This window comes from Streptomyces sp. NPDC027189, from assembly GCF_055566975.1.
The window spans coordinates 60217-75532 of record NZ_JBVHRI010000030.1 but is presented as its reverse complement, the minus strand read 5'-3'; the positions used below and the strand labels follow the sequence as shown (position 1 = coordinate 75532).

Annotated in this window: 11 protein-coding genes and 2 pseudogenes; 4 read left to right on the top strand and 9 right to left on the bottom strand. The window is 69.9% G+C overall.

Features of this window, described 5'->3' with window-relative positions:
• Positions 1 to 31: 31 nt before the first annotated feature.
• From ACZ4RZ_RS42520 to ACZ4RZ_RS42485, 8 genes and pseudogenes are all read right to left on the bottom strand, one after another.
• A complete protein-coding gene (locus tag ACZ4RZ_RS42520; RefSeq protein ID WP_467752916.1) occupies positions 32 to 1027 on the bottom strand; it encodes an ABC transporter ATP-binding protein in 996 nt (331 codons plus the stop codon).
• Complete coding sequence (locus tag ACZ4RZ_RS42515) at positions 1024 to 3144, bottom strand: dipeptide/oligopeptide/nickel ABC transporter permease/ATP-binding protein (RefSeq protein ID WP_467752915.1); 2121 nt, start codon at positions 3142 to 3144, stop codon at positions 1024 to 1026. The genes ACZ4RZ_RS42520 and ACZ4RZ_RS42515 overlap by 4 nt, the downstream gene beginning before the upstream one ends.
• A 3-nt stretch (positions 3145 to 3147) precedes the next feature.
• Entirely contained in the window at positions 3148 to 4182 is a 1035-nt protein-coding gene (locus ACZ4RZ_RS42510; RefSeq protein ID WP_467752914.1) for an ABC transporter permease, read from the bottom strand.
• 33 nt (positions 4183 to 4215) lie between these two features.
• A complete protein-coding gene (locus ACZ4RZ_RS42505; RefSeq protein ID WP_467752913.1) occupies positions 4216 to 5802 on the bottom strand; it encodes an ABC transporter substrate-binding protein in 1587 nt (528 codons plus the stop codon).
• A 53-nt stretch (positions 5803 to 5855) separates the two neighbouring features.
• Positions 5856 to 7244 (bottom strand): serine hydrolase domain-containing protein, encoded by a 1389-nt coding sequence (locus tag ACZ4RZ_RS42500; RefSeq protein ID WP_467752912.1) that lies wholly within the window; start codon positions 7242 to 7244, stop codon positions 5856 to 5858.
• 742 nt (positions 7245 to 7986) lie between these two features.
• Positions 7987 to 8816, bottom strand: a pseudogene (locus tag ACZ4RZ_RS42495) (IS5 family transposase).
• A gap of 117 nt (positions 8817 to 8933) precedes the next feature.
• Positions 8934 to 9593 (bottom strand): response regulator transcription factor, encoded by a 660-nt coding sequence (locus ACZ4RZ_RS42490; RefSeq protein WP_467752911.1) that lies wholly within the window; start codon positions 9591 to 9593, stop codon positions 8934 to 8936.
• Between the two features lie 52 nt (positions 9594 to 9645).
• Entirely contained in the window at positions 9646 to 10956 is a 1311-nt protein-coding gene (locus ACZ4RZ_RS42485; protein WP_467752910.1) for a sensor histidine kinase, read from the bottom strand.
• Positions 10957 to 11210: 254 nt separating this feature from the next.
• Between ACZ4RZ_RS42485 and ACZ4RZ_RS42480 the strand changes: the two genes are divergently transcribed.
• The 4 genes and pseudogenes from ACZ4RZ_RS42480 to ACZ4RZ_RS42465 all read left to right on the top strand — a co-directional run bounded on the left by ACZ4RZ_RS42480 (position 11211) and on the right by ACZ4RZ_RS42465 (position 13582).
• Positions 11211 to 11423, top strand: coding sequence for a hypothetical protein (locus tag ACZ4RZ_RS42480; protein ID WP_467752909.1), 213 nt, complete (start codon positions 11211 to 11213; stop codon positions 11421 to 11423).
• Positions 11420 to 11689 (top strand): annotated as a pseudogene (locus ACZ4RZ_RS42475) (ATP-binding cassette domain-containing protein); the annotation flags it as partial. The gene ACZ4RZ_RS42480 and the pseudogene ACZ4RZ_RS42475, both read left to right, overlap by 4 nt.
• A gap of 177 nt (positions 11690 to 11866) precedes the next feature.
• Positions 11867 to 12151, top strand: a complete 285-nt coding sequence (locus ACZ4RZ_RS42470; RefSeq protein ID WP_467752908.1) for a helix-turn-helix domain-containing protein — start codon at positions 11867 to 11869, stop codon at positions 12149 to 12151.
• A gap of 237 nt (positions 12152 to 12388) precedes the next feature.
• The gene (locus ACZ4RZ_RS42465; protein ID WP_467752907.1) at positions 12389 to 13582 is read left to right on the top strand and encodes a serine hydrolase domain-containing protein; all 1194 of its coding nucleotides are present in this window, start codon (positions 12389 to 12391) and stop codon (positions 13580 to 13582) included.
• A 67-nt stretch (positions 13583 to 13649) separates the two neighbouring features.
• Here ACZ4RZ_RS42465 and ACZ4RZ_RS42460 read toward each other — a convergent pair whose 3' ends face one another.
• Positions 13650 to 14876, bottom strand: a complete 1227-nt coding sequence (locus ACZ4RZ_RS42460; protein ID WP_467752906.1) for an IS110 family RNA-guided transposase — start codon at positions 14874 to 14876, stop codon at positions 13650 to 13652.
• Between the last annotated feature and the right edge of the window lie 440 nt (positions 14877 to 15316).

Below are 15316 nucleotides of genomic sequence, written 5' to 3'. Positions count from 1 at the left end.
GGTGTGAAGGGGGCAAGAGAGCGGGGCGCGTTCACGTCGCCGTGCCCGACGGCGTCGGCAGACCGGCGGCGAAGTGGCAGGCAGTAAAGTGCGTACGGTCGGCGGCGCCCACGGCGGGGTCGAGAGTCAGGCAGTCGGTGCGGCCGGGCAGCGCCAGCGGCCCCACGGGACAGCGCGGGTGGAAGCGGCATCCGGCCGGCACATGGTGCGGGTCGGGCGGTTCGGCGTCCGTGACTGCGCCGCTCTCCTCACGCGCGCCGTCCCATGTGTATCCGTCGCGGTGCGGTGCCGCCGCCAGTAGTTCCCGGGTGTAGGGGTGCTGCGGATCCGTCAGCACCTCGTGGGCCGGGCCGCACTCGACGATACGGCCGAGGTACATCACCGCGATGATGTCGCTGACGTAGCGCACCACGGCGAGGTTGTGCGAGATGAACAGCATGCTCAGCCGGGTCTGCCGTTGGAGGTCGCGCACGAGATTGAGCACGGTGCCCTGGACCGACACGTCCAGCGCGGAGGTGATCTCGTCCGCGACGACCACCTGCGGCCGGGCCGCCAATGCCCGTGCCAGCGCCACCCGTTGGCACTGTCCGCCGGACAGCTCGGCCGGCCGGGCGAAGATGTGCGCGGTGTCCAGGCCCACCAGGCGGAAGAGCCGGGTGACCTCGGCGCGACGCGCGTGGGAGTCGGACCGGGCGGCGCGCGGGATGGCCTCGGCCACCGAGTCGCCGACGCTCATCCGCGGGTCCAGGGAGGCGTACGGGTCCTGGAAGACCATCTGCACCGCCCTGCCGGGTCCGCTCGCCGGACGGTGGTTGACGTCCTGGCCGTCGAGCATGACCCGTCCCGCGGCGAGCGGCGCGAGGCCGACCGCCGCGCGGGCCAGGGTGGACTTGCCCGAGCCGGACTCCCCCACCAGGCCGACCACCTGTCCCGAGGGCACGGTCAGACTGACCCCGTCGACGGCCTTCATGGCCCTGCGTCCCGTGCCGTAGCGCACGGTGACGTCTTCGAAGCACAGCTCGCTCACGGCCGTTCACCTTCTTCAGCGATGGGGTCGGCCTCTTCGCCGACGGGATCGGTCTTCGCACCGACGGGGCTGGCCTTCCCGCGTACGGAGTCACTCGGCCACTCATCGACGGAGCGGGCCGCGATGTCGGTCTGCGGATACCAGCAGGCGACCCGGTGGCCCGGCTCGGCCGTCTCCAGCCGCGGGTCGTCGGTGCGGCACCGGTTCTGCGCGAAGGCGCACCGGGCCGCGAAGGCGCACCCGGCCGGAATCCAGTCCGGTGTCACGGGCCGGCCTGGGATGACGGTGAGCGGCCTGTCGAGCTCGGTTTCCATATGGGGCACCGTGGCGATGAGCGCACGCGTGTAGGGGTGTTGAGCGGCGGTGAACAGCCGGTCCGAAAAAAGTTCCTCCACGATGCGGCCGGCGTACATCACCAGGACGCGGTCGCAGGTCTGCGCCACCACATTGATGTCGTGGCTGATCAGCAGGAGGGCCACGCCGTCCGCGGCGCGGACCCGGTCCAGCAGCCGCAGCACCTGCCGCTGCACGGTGACGTCCAGCGCGGTCGTGGGTTCGTCGGCGACGATGAGCCGGGGCCGGCCCATCAGAGCGAGGGCGATCATCGCGCGCTGGCGCATGCCGCCGGAGAACTCGTGCGGGTACTGCGCCGCCCGCCGTTCGGCCGCTGACATCCGTACCTGGCGCAGTCGTTCGACGGCTCGCGACAGCGCCTCGCGCCGGCCAGTTCCGAGGTGCTGCTCCGCCGATTCGGCCAGTTGCCGCCCGATCCGCATGGTCGGGTTGAAGGACGTCATGGGGTCCTGGAAGACCATGGCGAGCGAGGTTCCGAGCAGGCGCCGGGTGGCGGCACCGTGGGCCGGCTCGGTGAGCAGGGACGTACCGAGGAAGTCCACCCGGTCGGCGTCCACCTCACCGGGGTGCTCGACCAGTCGGCTCACGGCGAGCGCGGTGAGGCTTTTGCCGGACCCCGACTCCCCCACGACGCCCACCGCTTCACCCTCGCCGACGTGGAAGCCGACACCGCGCACCGCGGTGACCGGGCCGCGCGAACCGGGGAAGCTCACCCGCAGCCCCTCCACGCTCAGCACCGGCTCCCTGCCGGGGGCGTCGGCGTCGTCCGCCACCGGTGCGACCGCCGTTGCCGGGGCGGCCACGGGCGGTCCGGCGGGACGCGTGGCGCGCGACCGGGACGGGGTGGGGACACCGACGGCCTTGGCCACTGCCTCTCCGGTGAGGTTGAAGGCCAGTCCGGCGATCACCACGGCGGCGCCGGGCGCCAGGGCCGCGGCGGGGTGGGTGTAGATGCCGTTGAGGCCCTCCCCGAGCAGCCGTCCCCAGTCGTACGACGGTGCCTGTACGCCCAGGCCGAGGAAGGAGAGCCCGGAGAAGGCGAGCAGCGCGCCGCCGGCGCTGATGGTGGCGTTGACGATCAACGGGTCGGAGACGTTCGGCAGGACATGGCGGGTGAGGACCCGCACTCTGCCGATTCCGGCCACGCGGGCCGCTTGGACGTAGTCACGTTCGCTGACCGACGCCACCAGTGTCTGGGTGAGCCGGGCGAAGCCGGGTGCCATCGCGAAGCCGATGGCGAGGACCGCGCCCTTGGCGCCGACCCCGAACACCACGGCGAAGAACAGCGCGAGCAGCAGCCCGGGGAAGGCCACGGCGACGTTCACCACCGCCGTCACCATCCGTCCGGCCCGGCGTCCCAGCAGGGCCGGTGCCACACCGAGCACCAGACCGGTCGCGACGCCGATCACCGTGGCCAGCAGCGCCAGGGCGACCGACAGCCGGGTGGCGACCAGCAACCGGAAGAAGATGTCCCGGCCCAGGTTGTCGGTGCCCAGCCAGTGGCGTCCCGAGGACCCCTGAAGGATCTCGCCGGTGTCGATGGCGTCGGCCCGGCCGGACCACAGCAGCGGGGCGCACACCGCCAGCAGCAGGACGATCAGCAGCAGCGCGGCCGCGCACCAGCCGAGCGGGGAACGCAGCACGCCGAGCCACCGGTTGCCGCCCGGCCGGCCCCGTACACCCACGTCCTGCGCCGCGGTGTGGGCGCCGTCCTGGGGTTCCTGGTCCTCGCCGGCCCTGAGAGCTTCGTATTCCACCGCCATCGGTCAGCTCTCCCGGATCGCGGAACGGGGGTCGAGCACGGCCAGTGCGACGTCGACCGCGACGTTCACCAGCAGCACGCCCGTGCCGTAGACGAGGACGACGCCCTGCACGACGGGGTAGTCCTTGGACAGGATCGACTGGACGATGGTGCTGCCCAGGCCCGGCCAGGCGAAGACGTTCTCCACCAGGACGGTGCCGGCCACCAGGCTGCTCAGCAGCAGTCCGCCGATGGTGAGGCTCGCGGTCACGGCATTGGGCAGGGCATGGCGCAGATAGACCCTTCGGGGTGGCAGGCGTTTGGCGCGGGCGGTGCGGATGTAGTCCGCGTTCAGCACCGACGCCATCTCGATACGGACGATGCGGGCCAGGACCGCCGCCGGTCCGGCGGACAGTGACAGCACGGGCAGCACATAGGAAGACGGCCCACCCCGGCCGGCCACCGGGAACCAGCCCAGTTGCACGCCGAAGATCCAGACGAGTCCCACGGCGAGGAGGAACTCCGGGATCGTGGCCACCAGGACGCTGGTCGAGGTGAGGGCGAGCTCGCCGCCGTGGTGACGGCCGCCGCGGGTCAGCACCGCCATCCCCGTGCCCAGCGGCACCGACAGCACCACCGCCAGCAGGAAGGACGCCACAGCTAGCGCGGCGGTGGACGGCAGCCGGTCACCGATCACCTGGCTCACCGGGAGGCCGCTGGTCACGGAGGTGCCGAGGTCTCCCCCGGCCAGGTCCCGCAGGAAGCGCAGATACTGCGTCGGCAGCGAGTCGTTCAGCCCCAGCGTTTCCCTGCGCTGGTTGACCACCTGCTGCGAGGCGTTCATACCGAGCGCGGCGCGCACGGGGTCGCCGGGAATGAGGTGGATCATCGCGAACGCCGCCGTGACCAGCACCCACACCGACAGCGCCAACCGGGTCAGGCGGCGTGCCGCGAAGCGGACCCAGGGGTTCTCCACCACTCCCCTGGCCAGACCCGGCGATGCGTGCGGTTGCTCGGTGCCGGGTCCGGCCAGGAGCCGATCAGCCGTCTGTGCATTCATCTGTGTACGTGCCTCCGGGTTACGGCCGGCCGGTCATCCGACCATGCGGATCGTGGTCGGGGCGATGGAGCCGTCGGTGATGTCGAAGGTCGCGCCGTTGCCGAACACCGGCGTGGCCAGGTCGGCGAAGGGCACGACGTCGGCCTGCCGGAACAGCGCCTTCTCGGCGGCGGCCCATTCGGCGCAGCCCTTCGCTCCGGTGAGCGCCGAGGCGGCCTTGACGTGGGTCTGGTATTCGGCGTTGGCGATCGAGCCGAAGTTGTTCCCGCCCGGCGGGGTGGCGCCTGAGACGAAGGGCACCGCCTGGGTGGGCAGGGTCACCGTCAGCGGCAGGAACATGGCGTCCCAGGAGCCCTGTCCGGAGATGACCTGGTCGAACTGGCTGTCCGCTGCGCCGCGCAGGGTGACCTTCACGCCGGCCTTCTGCCAGACGGAGCGCAGCAGTTCCGCGGCGTTCTGCATCGGGGCGCCACGGCTGGTCGGGTAGTAGAAGGTCAGCGCGAACTTCTTGCCGTCCTTCTGCCGGATGCCGTCGGAGCCCTTGGTCCAGCCCGCCGAGTCGAGGGCGGCCTCCGCGGCGGCCTGGTCGTGGCCCGGCAGGTTGCCGGCAACGGTGTCCTCGGTGCACGGGCCCTGCCCCTTGGCGACCAGGCCGGTGGGGGCCCCTCCGCCCCCATTGGTGACCACCTTGCGCAGCTGCGCGAGATCGAGGGCCTGCGTGAGCGCACGCCTGACCTGGGGTGCGGCGGTCGGTTCGCCGCGTCGCTGGTTGAACCACAGCTCGCCCAGTGGTGAGTGCATCGCGCGCTTGAAGTCGAGCCGGGCCGCCACGCGTTCCTTGTCCTGGCCGGCGATGAGGGCCGCGTTGATCTGCCGGGCGAGCAGCAGGTTGGCGGCGGTGGCCTCGTTGCGTACGACCTTCAGGACCACCTTGTCGGGGACTCCCTTGGTACCGGGCTTGGGACCGCCGGCCCCCCACGTGTAGTCCTTGCGTCGGGTGAAGGTGTAGTGGTCGTCGGCGACGGCCTCGGTGAGGGTGAACATGCCGGTGCCCGAGCCACCCTGTTTGAGGATCGAACGATTGCTGAGGCCTTTGCGGCACACGATGGGCAAAGTGCCCACGTTGCGGCCGAGGAAGGCGTCGGCGCTCGGCGCGGTCACCGTGACGGTGCCGGCCGCGTCGTCCGCCTTCGCCTTCGCACCGGCCGGCACATACAGGCCCGTCACCGTCGACCCGCTCTTCGGGTTCGCGACGTAGTTGATGTTGTCGGCCACGTCCTTCGCGGTGAGCGGAGTGCCGTCGGAACAGGTGACGCCCTTGCGCAGGGTGTAACTCGCGGTCGTGGGCGCGCTCTTCCAGGAACTCGCCAGCGAGGCGACCTCCTTGCCGGAGGAGTCGATGGCCACCAGTGAGTCGTACATGAACAGGTCGACCTGGTGAGCGACGGACAGTGTGGTCGCATGCGGGTCGAGGTTGCCGGGGTCGGCGGGTATGGCGTAGGTGAAGGTCCCGCCGTCGACGGGTTGGCCGGACGTGCTGGTGCCACCACCGCTGCACGCGGTCAGCGCGAGCGTCAGCGCCCCGGCCATCGCGATCGTCGTCGTCCCTGCGTACTTCATGGCGTCTCCAGCAGAAGGTCGAGCGGGCCGAAGCAGACCGTCGGCCCGGGGCATCACTGAGCGGTACGGCGGTCCGCCCTGCCGGTGTGGAGGAACTGCGCGGGACCGTCAGGCGTGCCGCCGACGAAGGCGTACGGCTGGTGGAATCCGTGCTCCTCCTCCTTGGCGATCAGCGTGTCGCCGTCGAAGGCGACCAGCTCGACCGTGGTGGTCTCCATGCCCATCTCGGCGGCGAGCCCCTTGGGGACGCAGGTCACCCAGACCCGGCGGTCGCCGTCCTGGGTGACGGTGTTGTCGAACATGCGGGAGCTGTACGTGCCCAGGAAGCGGCCGGCATCGACGGGCCGAGGGTCGGCTGGCGGCACCGGCATCGCGGGCAGGTCGACGTCCGCCAGTTCCCGCAGCATGTGGCCGACGACCGCGCGGTAGAGGCCGAGGGTGTTGCCGCCGTTGGTCAGCAGGGCGATGGCGAGGTCGTGCTCGGGCACCAGCCGCAGGAAGGCAGACTGGCCGATGGTGGTTCCGTCGTGCCCGATCAGCCCGATGCTCTCGCCGTCGAAGATCTCCCAGCCGAGACCCCAGGCGTCACCCATCACGCCGAGACGGGGCAGCTCCGCCTCGCGCTCGCGCATGGCCTTGGCCGTGGCCTCGCTCAGCACCACCGTGCCGTTGCCGGCCGTGCCGTCGTTGAGGTGCATCCGGGCGAAGGCCAGCAGGTCGCGTGGGCGCATCGCGAGCAAGGAACCGGCGGGCGAGTTCGAGGGGGCGATGGACCATACGGGCGCGGGCTGGAGGGGCTCCCCGGGAGACGGCGGCAGATGTCCGACTGCGGCCCGGTGGAGGATCGCCTCGTCCGCTCCGTGTGCCGCGTGGGTGAGACCGAGCGGCGTGAACAGGTGGTCGCGCAGACAGCCGCCGTAGGGCTTGCCGCGCACCACCTCGACCAGCCGGCCCAGTACGCAGTAGCCCGCGTTGTTGTAGGAGAACAACTGTCCCGGTGCGAAGAGTTGGGGGATGTCGCTCAGCGTGGCGACGTACTTCTCCACACAGTCGTCGTTTTTGCCCGTATCCGTGAAGATGTCGCCTTCGAACCCGGCGGTGTGATTGAGGAGTTGCCTGACGGTGATCGCCGCCGCGGCGGACTCGTCGGCGATACGGAACTCCGACAGGTGGCTGCGCACCGGGGCGTCGAGCTCGACCAGGCCCTCGTCGACGAGCTGCATCACCAGCGTCGCGGTCCACACCTTGGTGATGGAACCGATCTGGAACAAGGTGTCAGCGTTCGCCTCCACCCCGGTCGACAGGCTCAGCACACCCGCGCCGTGGTCGGCGACCTCTCCCGCCAGGTCCACGGCAACTGCCGCACCCGGTACCCCGTACTCGTCGAGCAGTGCGGGCAGTCGCTCTTCCCACCAGGCTCGTATCTGGTCGAGTTTCGTCATGCCGCGAACGTAGGGGCGCATACGCCGCGCCGATTCGTGACAGAGAACGAAACCTCCTCCGCGACTCCGTATGTCCGCACGAAGTCAGCGGCCGCAGGCCTGTGCCGATGTCACTTCACTCGCCAGCGCGACAGCGACGAGGTCCTCAGCGCGTAATCAGGTCAGGGTCTGTACGCTGGCGCCAAGCCGCCAGAGAGCGTCAGGAAGACCGTCTCCGGGCTGAGTTCCCGGCTGCCCCGTACTGACACGACCATGCTGCGCCGAACAGGTGATAGCCCCTCCCACCCTTCTGTCCTCCACGAAGCCAGGCTTCTTGGGGCTCTGGGCTACACTGCCCGTCCACAGGCCGTCGGGGTCCTGGAGGGTGGCGCGGAATCGGTCGATTGTGGCGCGCACGTGCGACGCCTCCTCCCACTCCGCGCCGTACTCCCCGGTGGGCAGGCGCCCGTGGCACACGAACTGCTCCCCCACCGCGGCCACGTCCTCCGGTGCCGCGTAGACCCGGTGCAGCACCGTCAGCGGCCTGCTCAGGCCGGTGCGCAGGCTGAGGCCGTGCAGGCGAGCCCCTCGCGCAGCAGGGGATCGTCCTCGGCTATCACGATCGGCATGTCGGGCTCCACAGGGTCGACAGGTCGGGCTCCACAGGTCGGGCTCCGGTCGTCACGATCCACAGGGAAGATCCACTGTCAGGACGGTCGGGCCATCGGGCGGGCTAGGATGGCTTTGACCTGTGGGTTCTCGCTCATGCGGTCCTCCAGGAAGCGATGGTGCGGCCGGTGAGGCGGCGGCGCATGACGGAGGTCATCGCCCACAGGACGCGGGAGCGGGAGGAGGCGGGGCGGTGTTCGTAGTCGCGCACGAGGCGGCGGTAGAACATCAGGATCCCGTTCGTCTGCTCCACGATCCACCGCTTGGCCTGCGGAACGAAGCCCTTGTCGTCCGGTTGCGTTCGACGATCTCGACGTCGATGCCCAGGTTCGTGCTGTGCTCGACGACCTTCTTCTTGAAGCCCTGGTCGACCAGGGCCTTCTTCACACTGTCGCTCTGTCCGGCGACCTGGTCCAGCAGGGCGATGCCGGCGGTGTTCTCGTGCGCGGAGGCCGCGAGCACGACGACCGCGACGACGAGCCCCAACACGTCCACGGCCAGGCATCTCTTCCTGCCCGGCACCCTTTTCGCGGCATCCCGACCCGTCGTCGTGGCCGGGACTCCGACGGCCACGTGGACGCTCTGCGTGTCCAGGACCACCAGGCTCGGGTCGGCTAATCGCTTCCGCTTCTCCCGCAGCTGCCAACGCAGCAGGTCGTGAATGTCCTGGTCGGTGCCCTCGTCACGTCAGCGGTAGAAGTAGTACTTCACCGCTCCGGGCGGGGGCATGTCGTGGGGCAGGAACTCCCACTGACAACCCGTGCGGTTCTGGTAGAGGATCGCGTTCACGATCTCCCGCATCGCTTACTTCCCCTGATGCCCGCTGACCGACGGATGCTGGGCCTTCCATGCCGTGATCACGGGTTCGACGAGCTTCCACTGCTCGTCGGTGAGATCGCTCGGATACAGCTTGCGCATGCTCATGCCATAACCCAAGCGAACCCCGAACGCCTGACCGGCGACGATGCCCCAACGTCACACCATCGAGCGATGACAAGACCGGCGGAACGCCACATCCCGCCCTCTCAGAACAACACCACCTCAAGCCAGCCGCCGTAGATCCTCCAGATACCGCAGGACGGCCGCGACTCGGCGGTCCACCTGGTCCGTCGAAGACAGATCGAGCTTCGCGAAGATGCTGCGGATGTGCTTGTGGACGGCGCCGTCGGTGACGACGAGTTTCTCGGCGATGGCGGAGTTACCCAACCCCTCGGCCATCAGGGCGAGTACGTCCCGTTCTCGAGGGCTGAGCCGTTCCAGGCGGGTGTCCTGGCGGGAGCGGGTGAAGAGCTGGGCGACGACCTCCGGGTCGATGGCAGTGCCGCCACCGGCCACGCGCCGTAGCGCGTCCAGGAACTCCTCGACCCGGCCGACCCGTTCCTTGAGCAGATAGCCGAGGCCGTTCACCCCGCCGCCGAGCAACTCGGTGGCGAAACTCTGCTCGACGTACGCGGACAGCACGAGCACAGCAAGGTCGGGCCGTCGGCGCCGGGCCTCGACCGCGGCGACGATCCCCTCGTCGGTGTGGGTCGGCGGCATCCGTACGTCGAGGATGGCGACGTCCGGCTTGTGCACGTCGATGGCAACCAGCGCCTCGTCGGGGGTACCCGTGGTGGCCACCACGTCGAGCCCCTCGGCGCGCAGCAGCAGGGCGAGCCCCTCACGCAGCAGGGGATCGTCCTCGGCTATCACGATCCGCATGTCAGGCTCCACAGGGTCCACAGGTCGGGCTCCACAGGTCGGGCTCCGGTCGTCACGATCCACAGGGAAGATCCACTGTCAGGACGGTCGGACCACCGGGCGGGCTGGTCAGGGTGAGGCCGCCGTCGTGGGCCGCGATGCGGCGACGGATGCCGGTGAGCCCGGAGCCGCCGTCCTCTCCTCCGGAGCCGAAAGCCCGGGGGTTACCCCCGGCGCCGCCCCTGCCATCGTCCTCGACGGACAGCACGAGTCGGCCCCCGCCGCCGCGTGCCGTGACGACGGCGTGCCGGGCGCCGCTGTGCTTGGCGATGTTGGTCAGGGCCTCGGCGACCACGAAGTAGGCGGTCGCGTCGACGGAGGCGGCGCGGCGTTCGGGCACGTCCACGTCGATCCGGCAGGGCACCGCGCAGTTCGCGGCGAGACCGGCGAGCGCTCCCGCGAGGCCCCGGTCAGCCAGCACCGGCGGCAGGATGGCGCGGGCGACGGTACGCAGCTCGGCCAGCGCCTGTTCGGCGGCGGACTGGGCGCGTTCCAGGAGTTCGTCGGCGCCTGCCGGATCGCGGGTCACCATGCGGCGGGACGCCCCGATCAGCACGGCGACGGAGACGAGCCGGTTCTGCGCACCGTCGTGCAACGAGCGTTCGATGCGGCGCAGTTCGGTGGCGTGGGCGTCCAGGGCGGCGGCACGTGTGGCGGTCAACTCCGCGACGCGCAGGGACAGATCGACGTCGGGACCGGCCGACAGGAGCCGTCGCCCGAGGCCCGCCTGGAGCCGGGCCATACGGGGCGTCAGCCCCAGGATGATGGCGATCCAGCCCATGCCCAGCAGCGTCACGGCGACGGCGTCCGCCCAGGTATGCGCGTTTCCGATGCCCACGGAGGTGGCAGTTGCGCCCTCGGGCATGAACGTCCAGTACAGCGGGAAAGCGGTGTCCCGCACCGCGAGGACCGGCAGCAGGACGCCGAGCAGTCCGAGCAGCGCCCCCACGGTGGAGTGCCGGACCAGCCAGCCCAGTTCGCGGCAAGTGGTGCGGTCGACGAGGGCGGCCCGCAGCCGCGTGGGCGGGGGCTCCGGGGCGGCGACCTCGGGGCCCCAGCGGGCGAGCCGGCTGCGTTCCCGGCCGGCCAGGGCGTGCAGGGTGCGCAGGAGCGCGGGTGCCATGAGCAGCCCGACGCCGACGACGCTCGTCGCGGCGGTGAAAGTCAGCCACAGCAGCAACAGGACGGCGAACAGAGCCGTGTTGAGCCCGGACGCCAGCTGGGCGATCGACTCATCGGCGGCGCTCAGGCTCCGTAGCGCGATGTTCTTGAAGCTCTCGCGGCTCTCGCGTCGGTCTGCCGCTCCACTCCTGCCCGCTGTCATGCGAACGACCCTATGCCGCCCCAAAATCCGGATGAAGGCCGTACTTATCCACGGACAAGTTGTCCGTGGCAAACCATGCGATGCAGGCGAGTTCCCCGTCACCCAAGCGGCGGGGCAGTACAGCCTGCTTACCCCGAACCGGGCGGGCTGCGGGATCGGCCGCCAGAGGTGCTGATCCATAGCGTCGGTGACGACAGCAGCAACGGCACACGGCCACCACAGAACCACCCCACGAGAATCCGGGAGCAGCCCTCATGCAGCACACGACGACCCCCGATCCTGCCGACCGGCTCAGCTCCGGAGACATCGCCCGCACCCTGCTCTGGATGGTGGTGGTGGCCAGCGCGCTCGCCAACATGGCGGCCTCCTTCGGCGGCGCCGACGCCTGGGTGCACCTGGTGTGCGGCGCGATCACCGTCCTGTGCGCGGGCACTCTCTTCGTACGGAACCGGCGCGGCCGGCGATGAATGCCGCCAGCACTGCCGTCGGCGCCCCCGCCATCGCTCTGGAGGGCGTCAGCACGGCCTACCCGGGCGGCGTACGCGCCCTCGACGACGTGTCGTTGACCGTGGAACGCGGCACCTTCCTCGCCGTGATGGGCCCTCGGGCTCCGGCAAGAGCACGCTGATGCACTGTGCCGCCGGGCTCGACTCCCCGACGTCGGGAAGCGTTCTGCATCGACGGTCACGAGATCGCCGGGCTGAACGAGTCCCGCCGTACCCAACTGCGCCGGTAAGGCGTCGGGTTCGGGTTCCAGGCTTACGACCTCGGGGGAAATTTCGATCACCCCCGTTCGGGCCGTGACATGAGAAGGACCGCACGGGTTGGGTGAGTTGTGAGGCTGACCTGGGCGCGTGTGGTCTGTTCCCATCCTGGCCTGTCTGGTGTCTCCCGCGTACATTTCGGCGAGTTGTTCGCCGAACTCGCCGGACCGTGGGAAGCGGCCCGCCAGTCCGCGCTACGTGCGGCACGGGGTGGCCCGCGCCGGCGGGCGGAAGGGGCTGGGCGCAAGCCGAAGCTGGTCTTCTTCGACCGGCTGCTGGTCACCCTGGTCCATCTGCGCCACCAGCTGCCCCACGCAGTGCTCGCCGAGCTGTTCGCCGTGGACCGCTCCACCGTCTCCGAGGACGTCAGGTCCGTCCGTTCCTCGCCGCCCGCGGGTTCGCCGTGCCCGACTGGGCGGGTCTGCTGCTGAAGACTCTGGCGGACGTCTTCGCCTATGCCGAGGCCGAGGGCGTCGAACTGCGGATGGACGGGCCAAACCCATCTACCAGGGCCGGAGCCCGGTCAATACAGCAGGCGCTACCCGTTCCGGGGTGACCGCACCCCCACCGGTCGGCCCGCCTGCTTGATCGTGGCGCACGGCCGGAGTTCCTAGCGTGATGGTCATGTCAGGGCAGTGGCCTGAACGAGCGCAAGGAGTCCGCGGCAGATGAAGACCGAACTCATCTCCCGTGTGGTGACCACGACATTGACGACCGCGCTGGCGGCCGGTATCGCCCTGGCAGTTCCCGCCGAGGGCGCAACCGCAGCCGTTTCGGTGCGCGGCGGGACGCACCACGCGCCAGACAGCACGGCGCTGAAGGCACACGTGGACACCATCATGAAGACGGGTACCGTCGGGGTGGTGGTCCGCTCGACCGGACCACACGGTACCCGGAACGCCACCGGAGGGGTGGCCGACCAAGCAACTGGGGACCGTGCACGTCCCGGCGACCGGTTCCGGATCGCCAGCACCACCAAGACGTTCGTCGCCACGGTGGTGCTGCAACTCGTCGCCGAGGGACGCCTTTCGCTGGACGACACCGTGGAGCACTGGCTGCCCGGAGTGGTCTCCGGCAACGGCAACGACGGCAGAAAGATCACCGTCAGGCAGCTGCTCCAGCACACCAGCGGACTGTTCGACTACACGGCGGACTTCCCCGAGTTCGCCAGCAAGGCCGGATACCAAGCCAACCGCTACGCCACCTGGACCGCCGAGCAGCTGGCCGCCATCGGCACGCGGCACGCCCCGAATTTCCAGCCCGGCACCGGCTGGAGCTACTCCAACACCAACTACATCCTCGCCGGAATGATCATCAAGAAGATCACCGGGCACGACTGGACCCAGGAGGTCACCGCGCGAATCGTCCGCCCGCTGGGCCTGTACGACACCCTCGCCCCGACGACGGACTCGCGGATCCCCGGCCGCCATCTGCGCGGCTACTCCGCCTTCGACGAGGCGGGTCCGGAGATCGACGTCACCGCGCTCAACCCTTCCGCCGGGGGTGCGGCGGGCGCCATGATCAGTACGACGGCCGATCTGATCCGCTTCTACCAGGCGCTCCTGGGCGGCAAGCTGCTGCGCCCCGCGCAGCTGGCGGCGATGAAGACGACTGTACGGGCCTCGGAGCTGGATCCCGGGTGGGTCGGCGCGCGCTACGGCCTTGGCCTGATGGAGGTCCCGCTGTCCTGCGGCGGTGTCTACTACGGTCATGGCGGCGACATTCCCGGCTACACGACCCGCAACGGATTCAGCGCTGACGGCCGCCGTGGCGTGGTCCTGAACGCGTCCGGCGACGGCTCCTCGGACTCGTCCAGCCAGCAGACCCAGAACGACCTGATCGACGACGAGCTGTGTAGGTGAGGATCAGCTGACGCGCGAGAACCAACCGTGTGAGAACAGCTGATCAGACACCCCATGTCGTTTGGGGTCAAGCGGCATGGGGGTGCGCGTGGTGCGACCAAGCGGTCGCTTCGTCGTAGGGGGTTCGGGTCTTGAGGCATCCGTGGAGGATGCCGACAAGGCGGTTGCCGACCTGCCGCAGGGCGGCGTTGTGACCGGCCTCGCGGGCGCGTTGCTTGTCGTAGTAGTGGCGGGCTCCGGGCGAGGCCCGTAGGGCGGAGAACGCCTGGGTCTGCAGAGCGTCGGCGAGCCGGTTGTTGCGGACGTAGCGGGCCTGGACGGTGTGGCTCTTGCCGGAGGCCCGGGTGACCGGGCTGGTGCCGGCGTAGTTCTTGCGTGCCTTCGCGGATGCGTAGCGGGTGGGGTCGTCTCCGAACTCGGCGAGCACCCGGGCGCCGGTGATCTCCGCGATGCCGGGCATCGAGAGGTAGATCTCAGCGTCCGGGTGCTTCAGAAAATGCGCCTTCACCTGCTCTTCCATGACGGCTATCTGCTCGTTCAGGGCAATGAGCAGGCGGGCATGGGCCACGGCGGTGGCCGCGTAGGCGGCCGTGACCGGCTCAGGCAGGCTGAGGTGCTGCTGACGCAGTGCGGTCTGGATCGTGGCTGCTTTTGCGGTCCGGTTGTGGCGCCGGGCGCGTGCCAGGACGGCTGCGATCTGAGGGCGGGTCAGCTTCGCCGCCGCCTGTGGGGTGGGTGCCTTGATCAGCAGTTCCAGCGCGTCCGTGCTGGTCAGCGCGATGTCGGCGTAGGCGTTGAGGGCGGCGGGGAAGTTTTCGCGCAGCGTGTTGCGCAACCGCTGGAAGTTGCGGGTGCGTTCCCAGATGAGGGTCTGGTGAGCACGGGCGACGACCTTGACGGCCTGGGCCTGCTCGCTGTCCCCCGCAATGGGCCGCAGCTGGGCACGGTCGATGCGGACCATGTCGGCCAGCGCGTGTGCGTCGCCCTTGTCGCTCTTGGCGCCGGACGTGCCGTACCTCTCCTTGAAGCGGGCGACTTGCCGCGGGTTGATCGCGTAGACCTGGTAGCCGGAGGAGACCAGGGCCTGCACCCACGAGCCCCGGTCGGTCTCGATCCCGACCACCACTGCGGTGGTATCGAGGTCCTCGCCGCCGTGCTTCGCGACGAGCTCGTGGAGTTTGGCGACGCCTTCCACGCCCTCGGGCAGTCGCGCGGTGGCCAGCTTGCGGCCGCTTTCGTCCTGGACCTCAACGTCGTGGTGGTCCTCGGCCCAGTCATCGCCGATCAGCAGCAACGGTTCTCCCTGGTCAGGTACTTCACGTGTCGTGCAGCCTGCGGGAGACACGGCGCGCGGCCTAATGGATCCAGTGCTCACGCCCCAATCGGCGGGCACGCCACCCCATCAGCGGTCTGGCCTCCCGGCCGGCCAGCAGGGGCACGGTCTGATCACAGAGCTCAAAGGCTCCGGCAGCGAAAGTGCTCACCTGCTGGCGGCTACGGCACCGAGTCTCTCCGACCCGGCAGGTCCCATTAGGCTGCGACGGCACCCGCTTCTGAGCCGTCACAGCCATTCCCGCCCGTAACGGGTCCGGCGCGCCGTCGGCGCCGTGATCCGAGGCCAGGGCCGGCCTTTCGTCGTCCCCTGTATCTGCTCTTCGCCCGCGACCGGCTCCACCTGGCGGCAAAGCCACGACGTACGGGCGGTGGCCCGAGTCCCGGGGTAGTGCCTGCAAT

Bases quoted from the DNA above. Each gene is read 5' to 3' on its own strand.
- ACZ4RZ_RS42480 (WP_467752909.1), top strand. From the start codon at position 11,211: ATGCAGCACACGACGACCCCCGATCCTGCCGACCGGCTCAGCTCCGGA.
- ACZ4RZ_RS42510 (WP_467752914.1), bottom strand. From the start codon at position 4,182: ATGAATGCACAGACGGCTGATCGGCTCCTGGCCGGACCCGGCACCGAG.
- ACZ4RZ_RS42465 (WP_467752907.1), top strand. From the start codon at position 12,389: ATGAAGACCGAACTCATCTCCCGTGTGGTGACCACGACATTGACGACC.
- ACZ4RZ_RS42505 (WP_467752913.1), bottom strand. From the start codon at position 5,802: ATGAAGTACGCAGGGACGACGACGATCGCGATGGCCGGGGCGCTGACG.
- ACZ4RZ_RS42485 (WP_467752910.1), bottom strand. From the start codon at position 10,956: ATGACAGCGGGCAGGAGTGGAGCGGCAGACCGACGCGAGAGCCGCGAG.
- ACZ4RZ_RS42500 (WP_467752912.1), bottom strand. From the start codon at position 7,244: ATGACGAAACTCGACCAGATACGAGCCTGGTGGGAAGAGCGACTGCCC.
- ACZ4RZ_RS42490 (WP_467752911.1), bottom strand. From the start codon at position 9,593: ATGCGGATCGTGATAGCCGAGGACGATCCCCTGCTGCGTGAGGGGCTC.
- ACZ4RZ_RS42515 (WP_467752915.1), bottom strand. From the start codon at position 3,144: ATGGCGGTGGAATACGAAGCTCTCAGGGCCGGCGAGGACCAGGAACCC.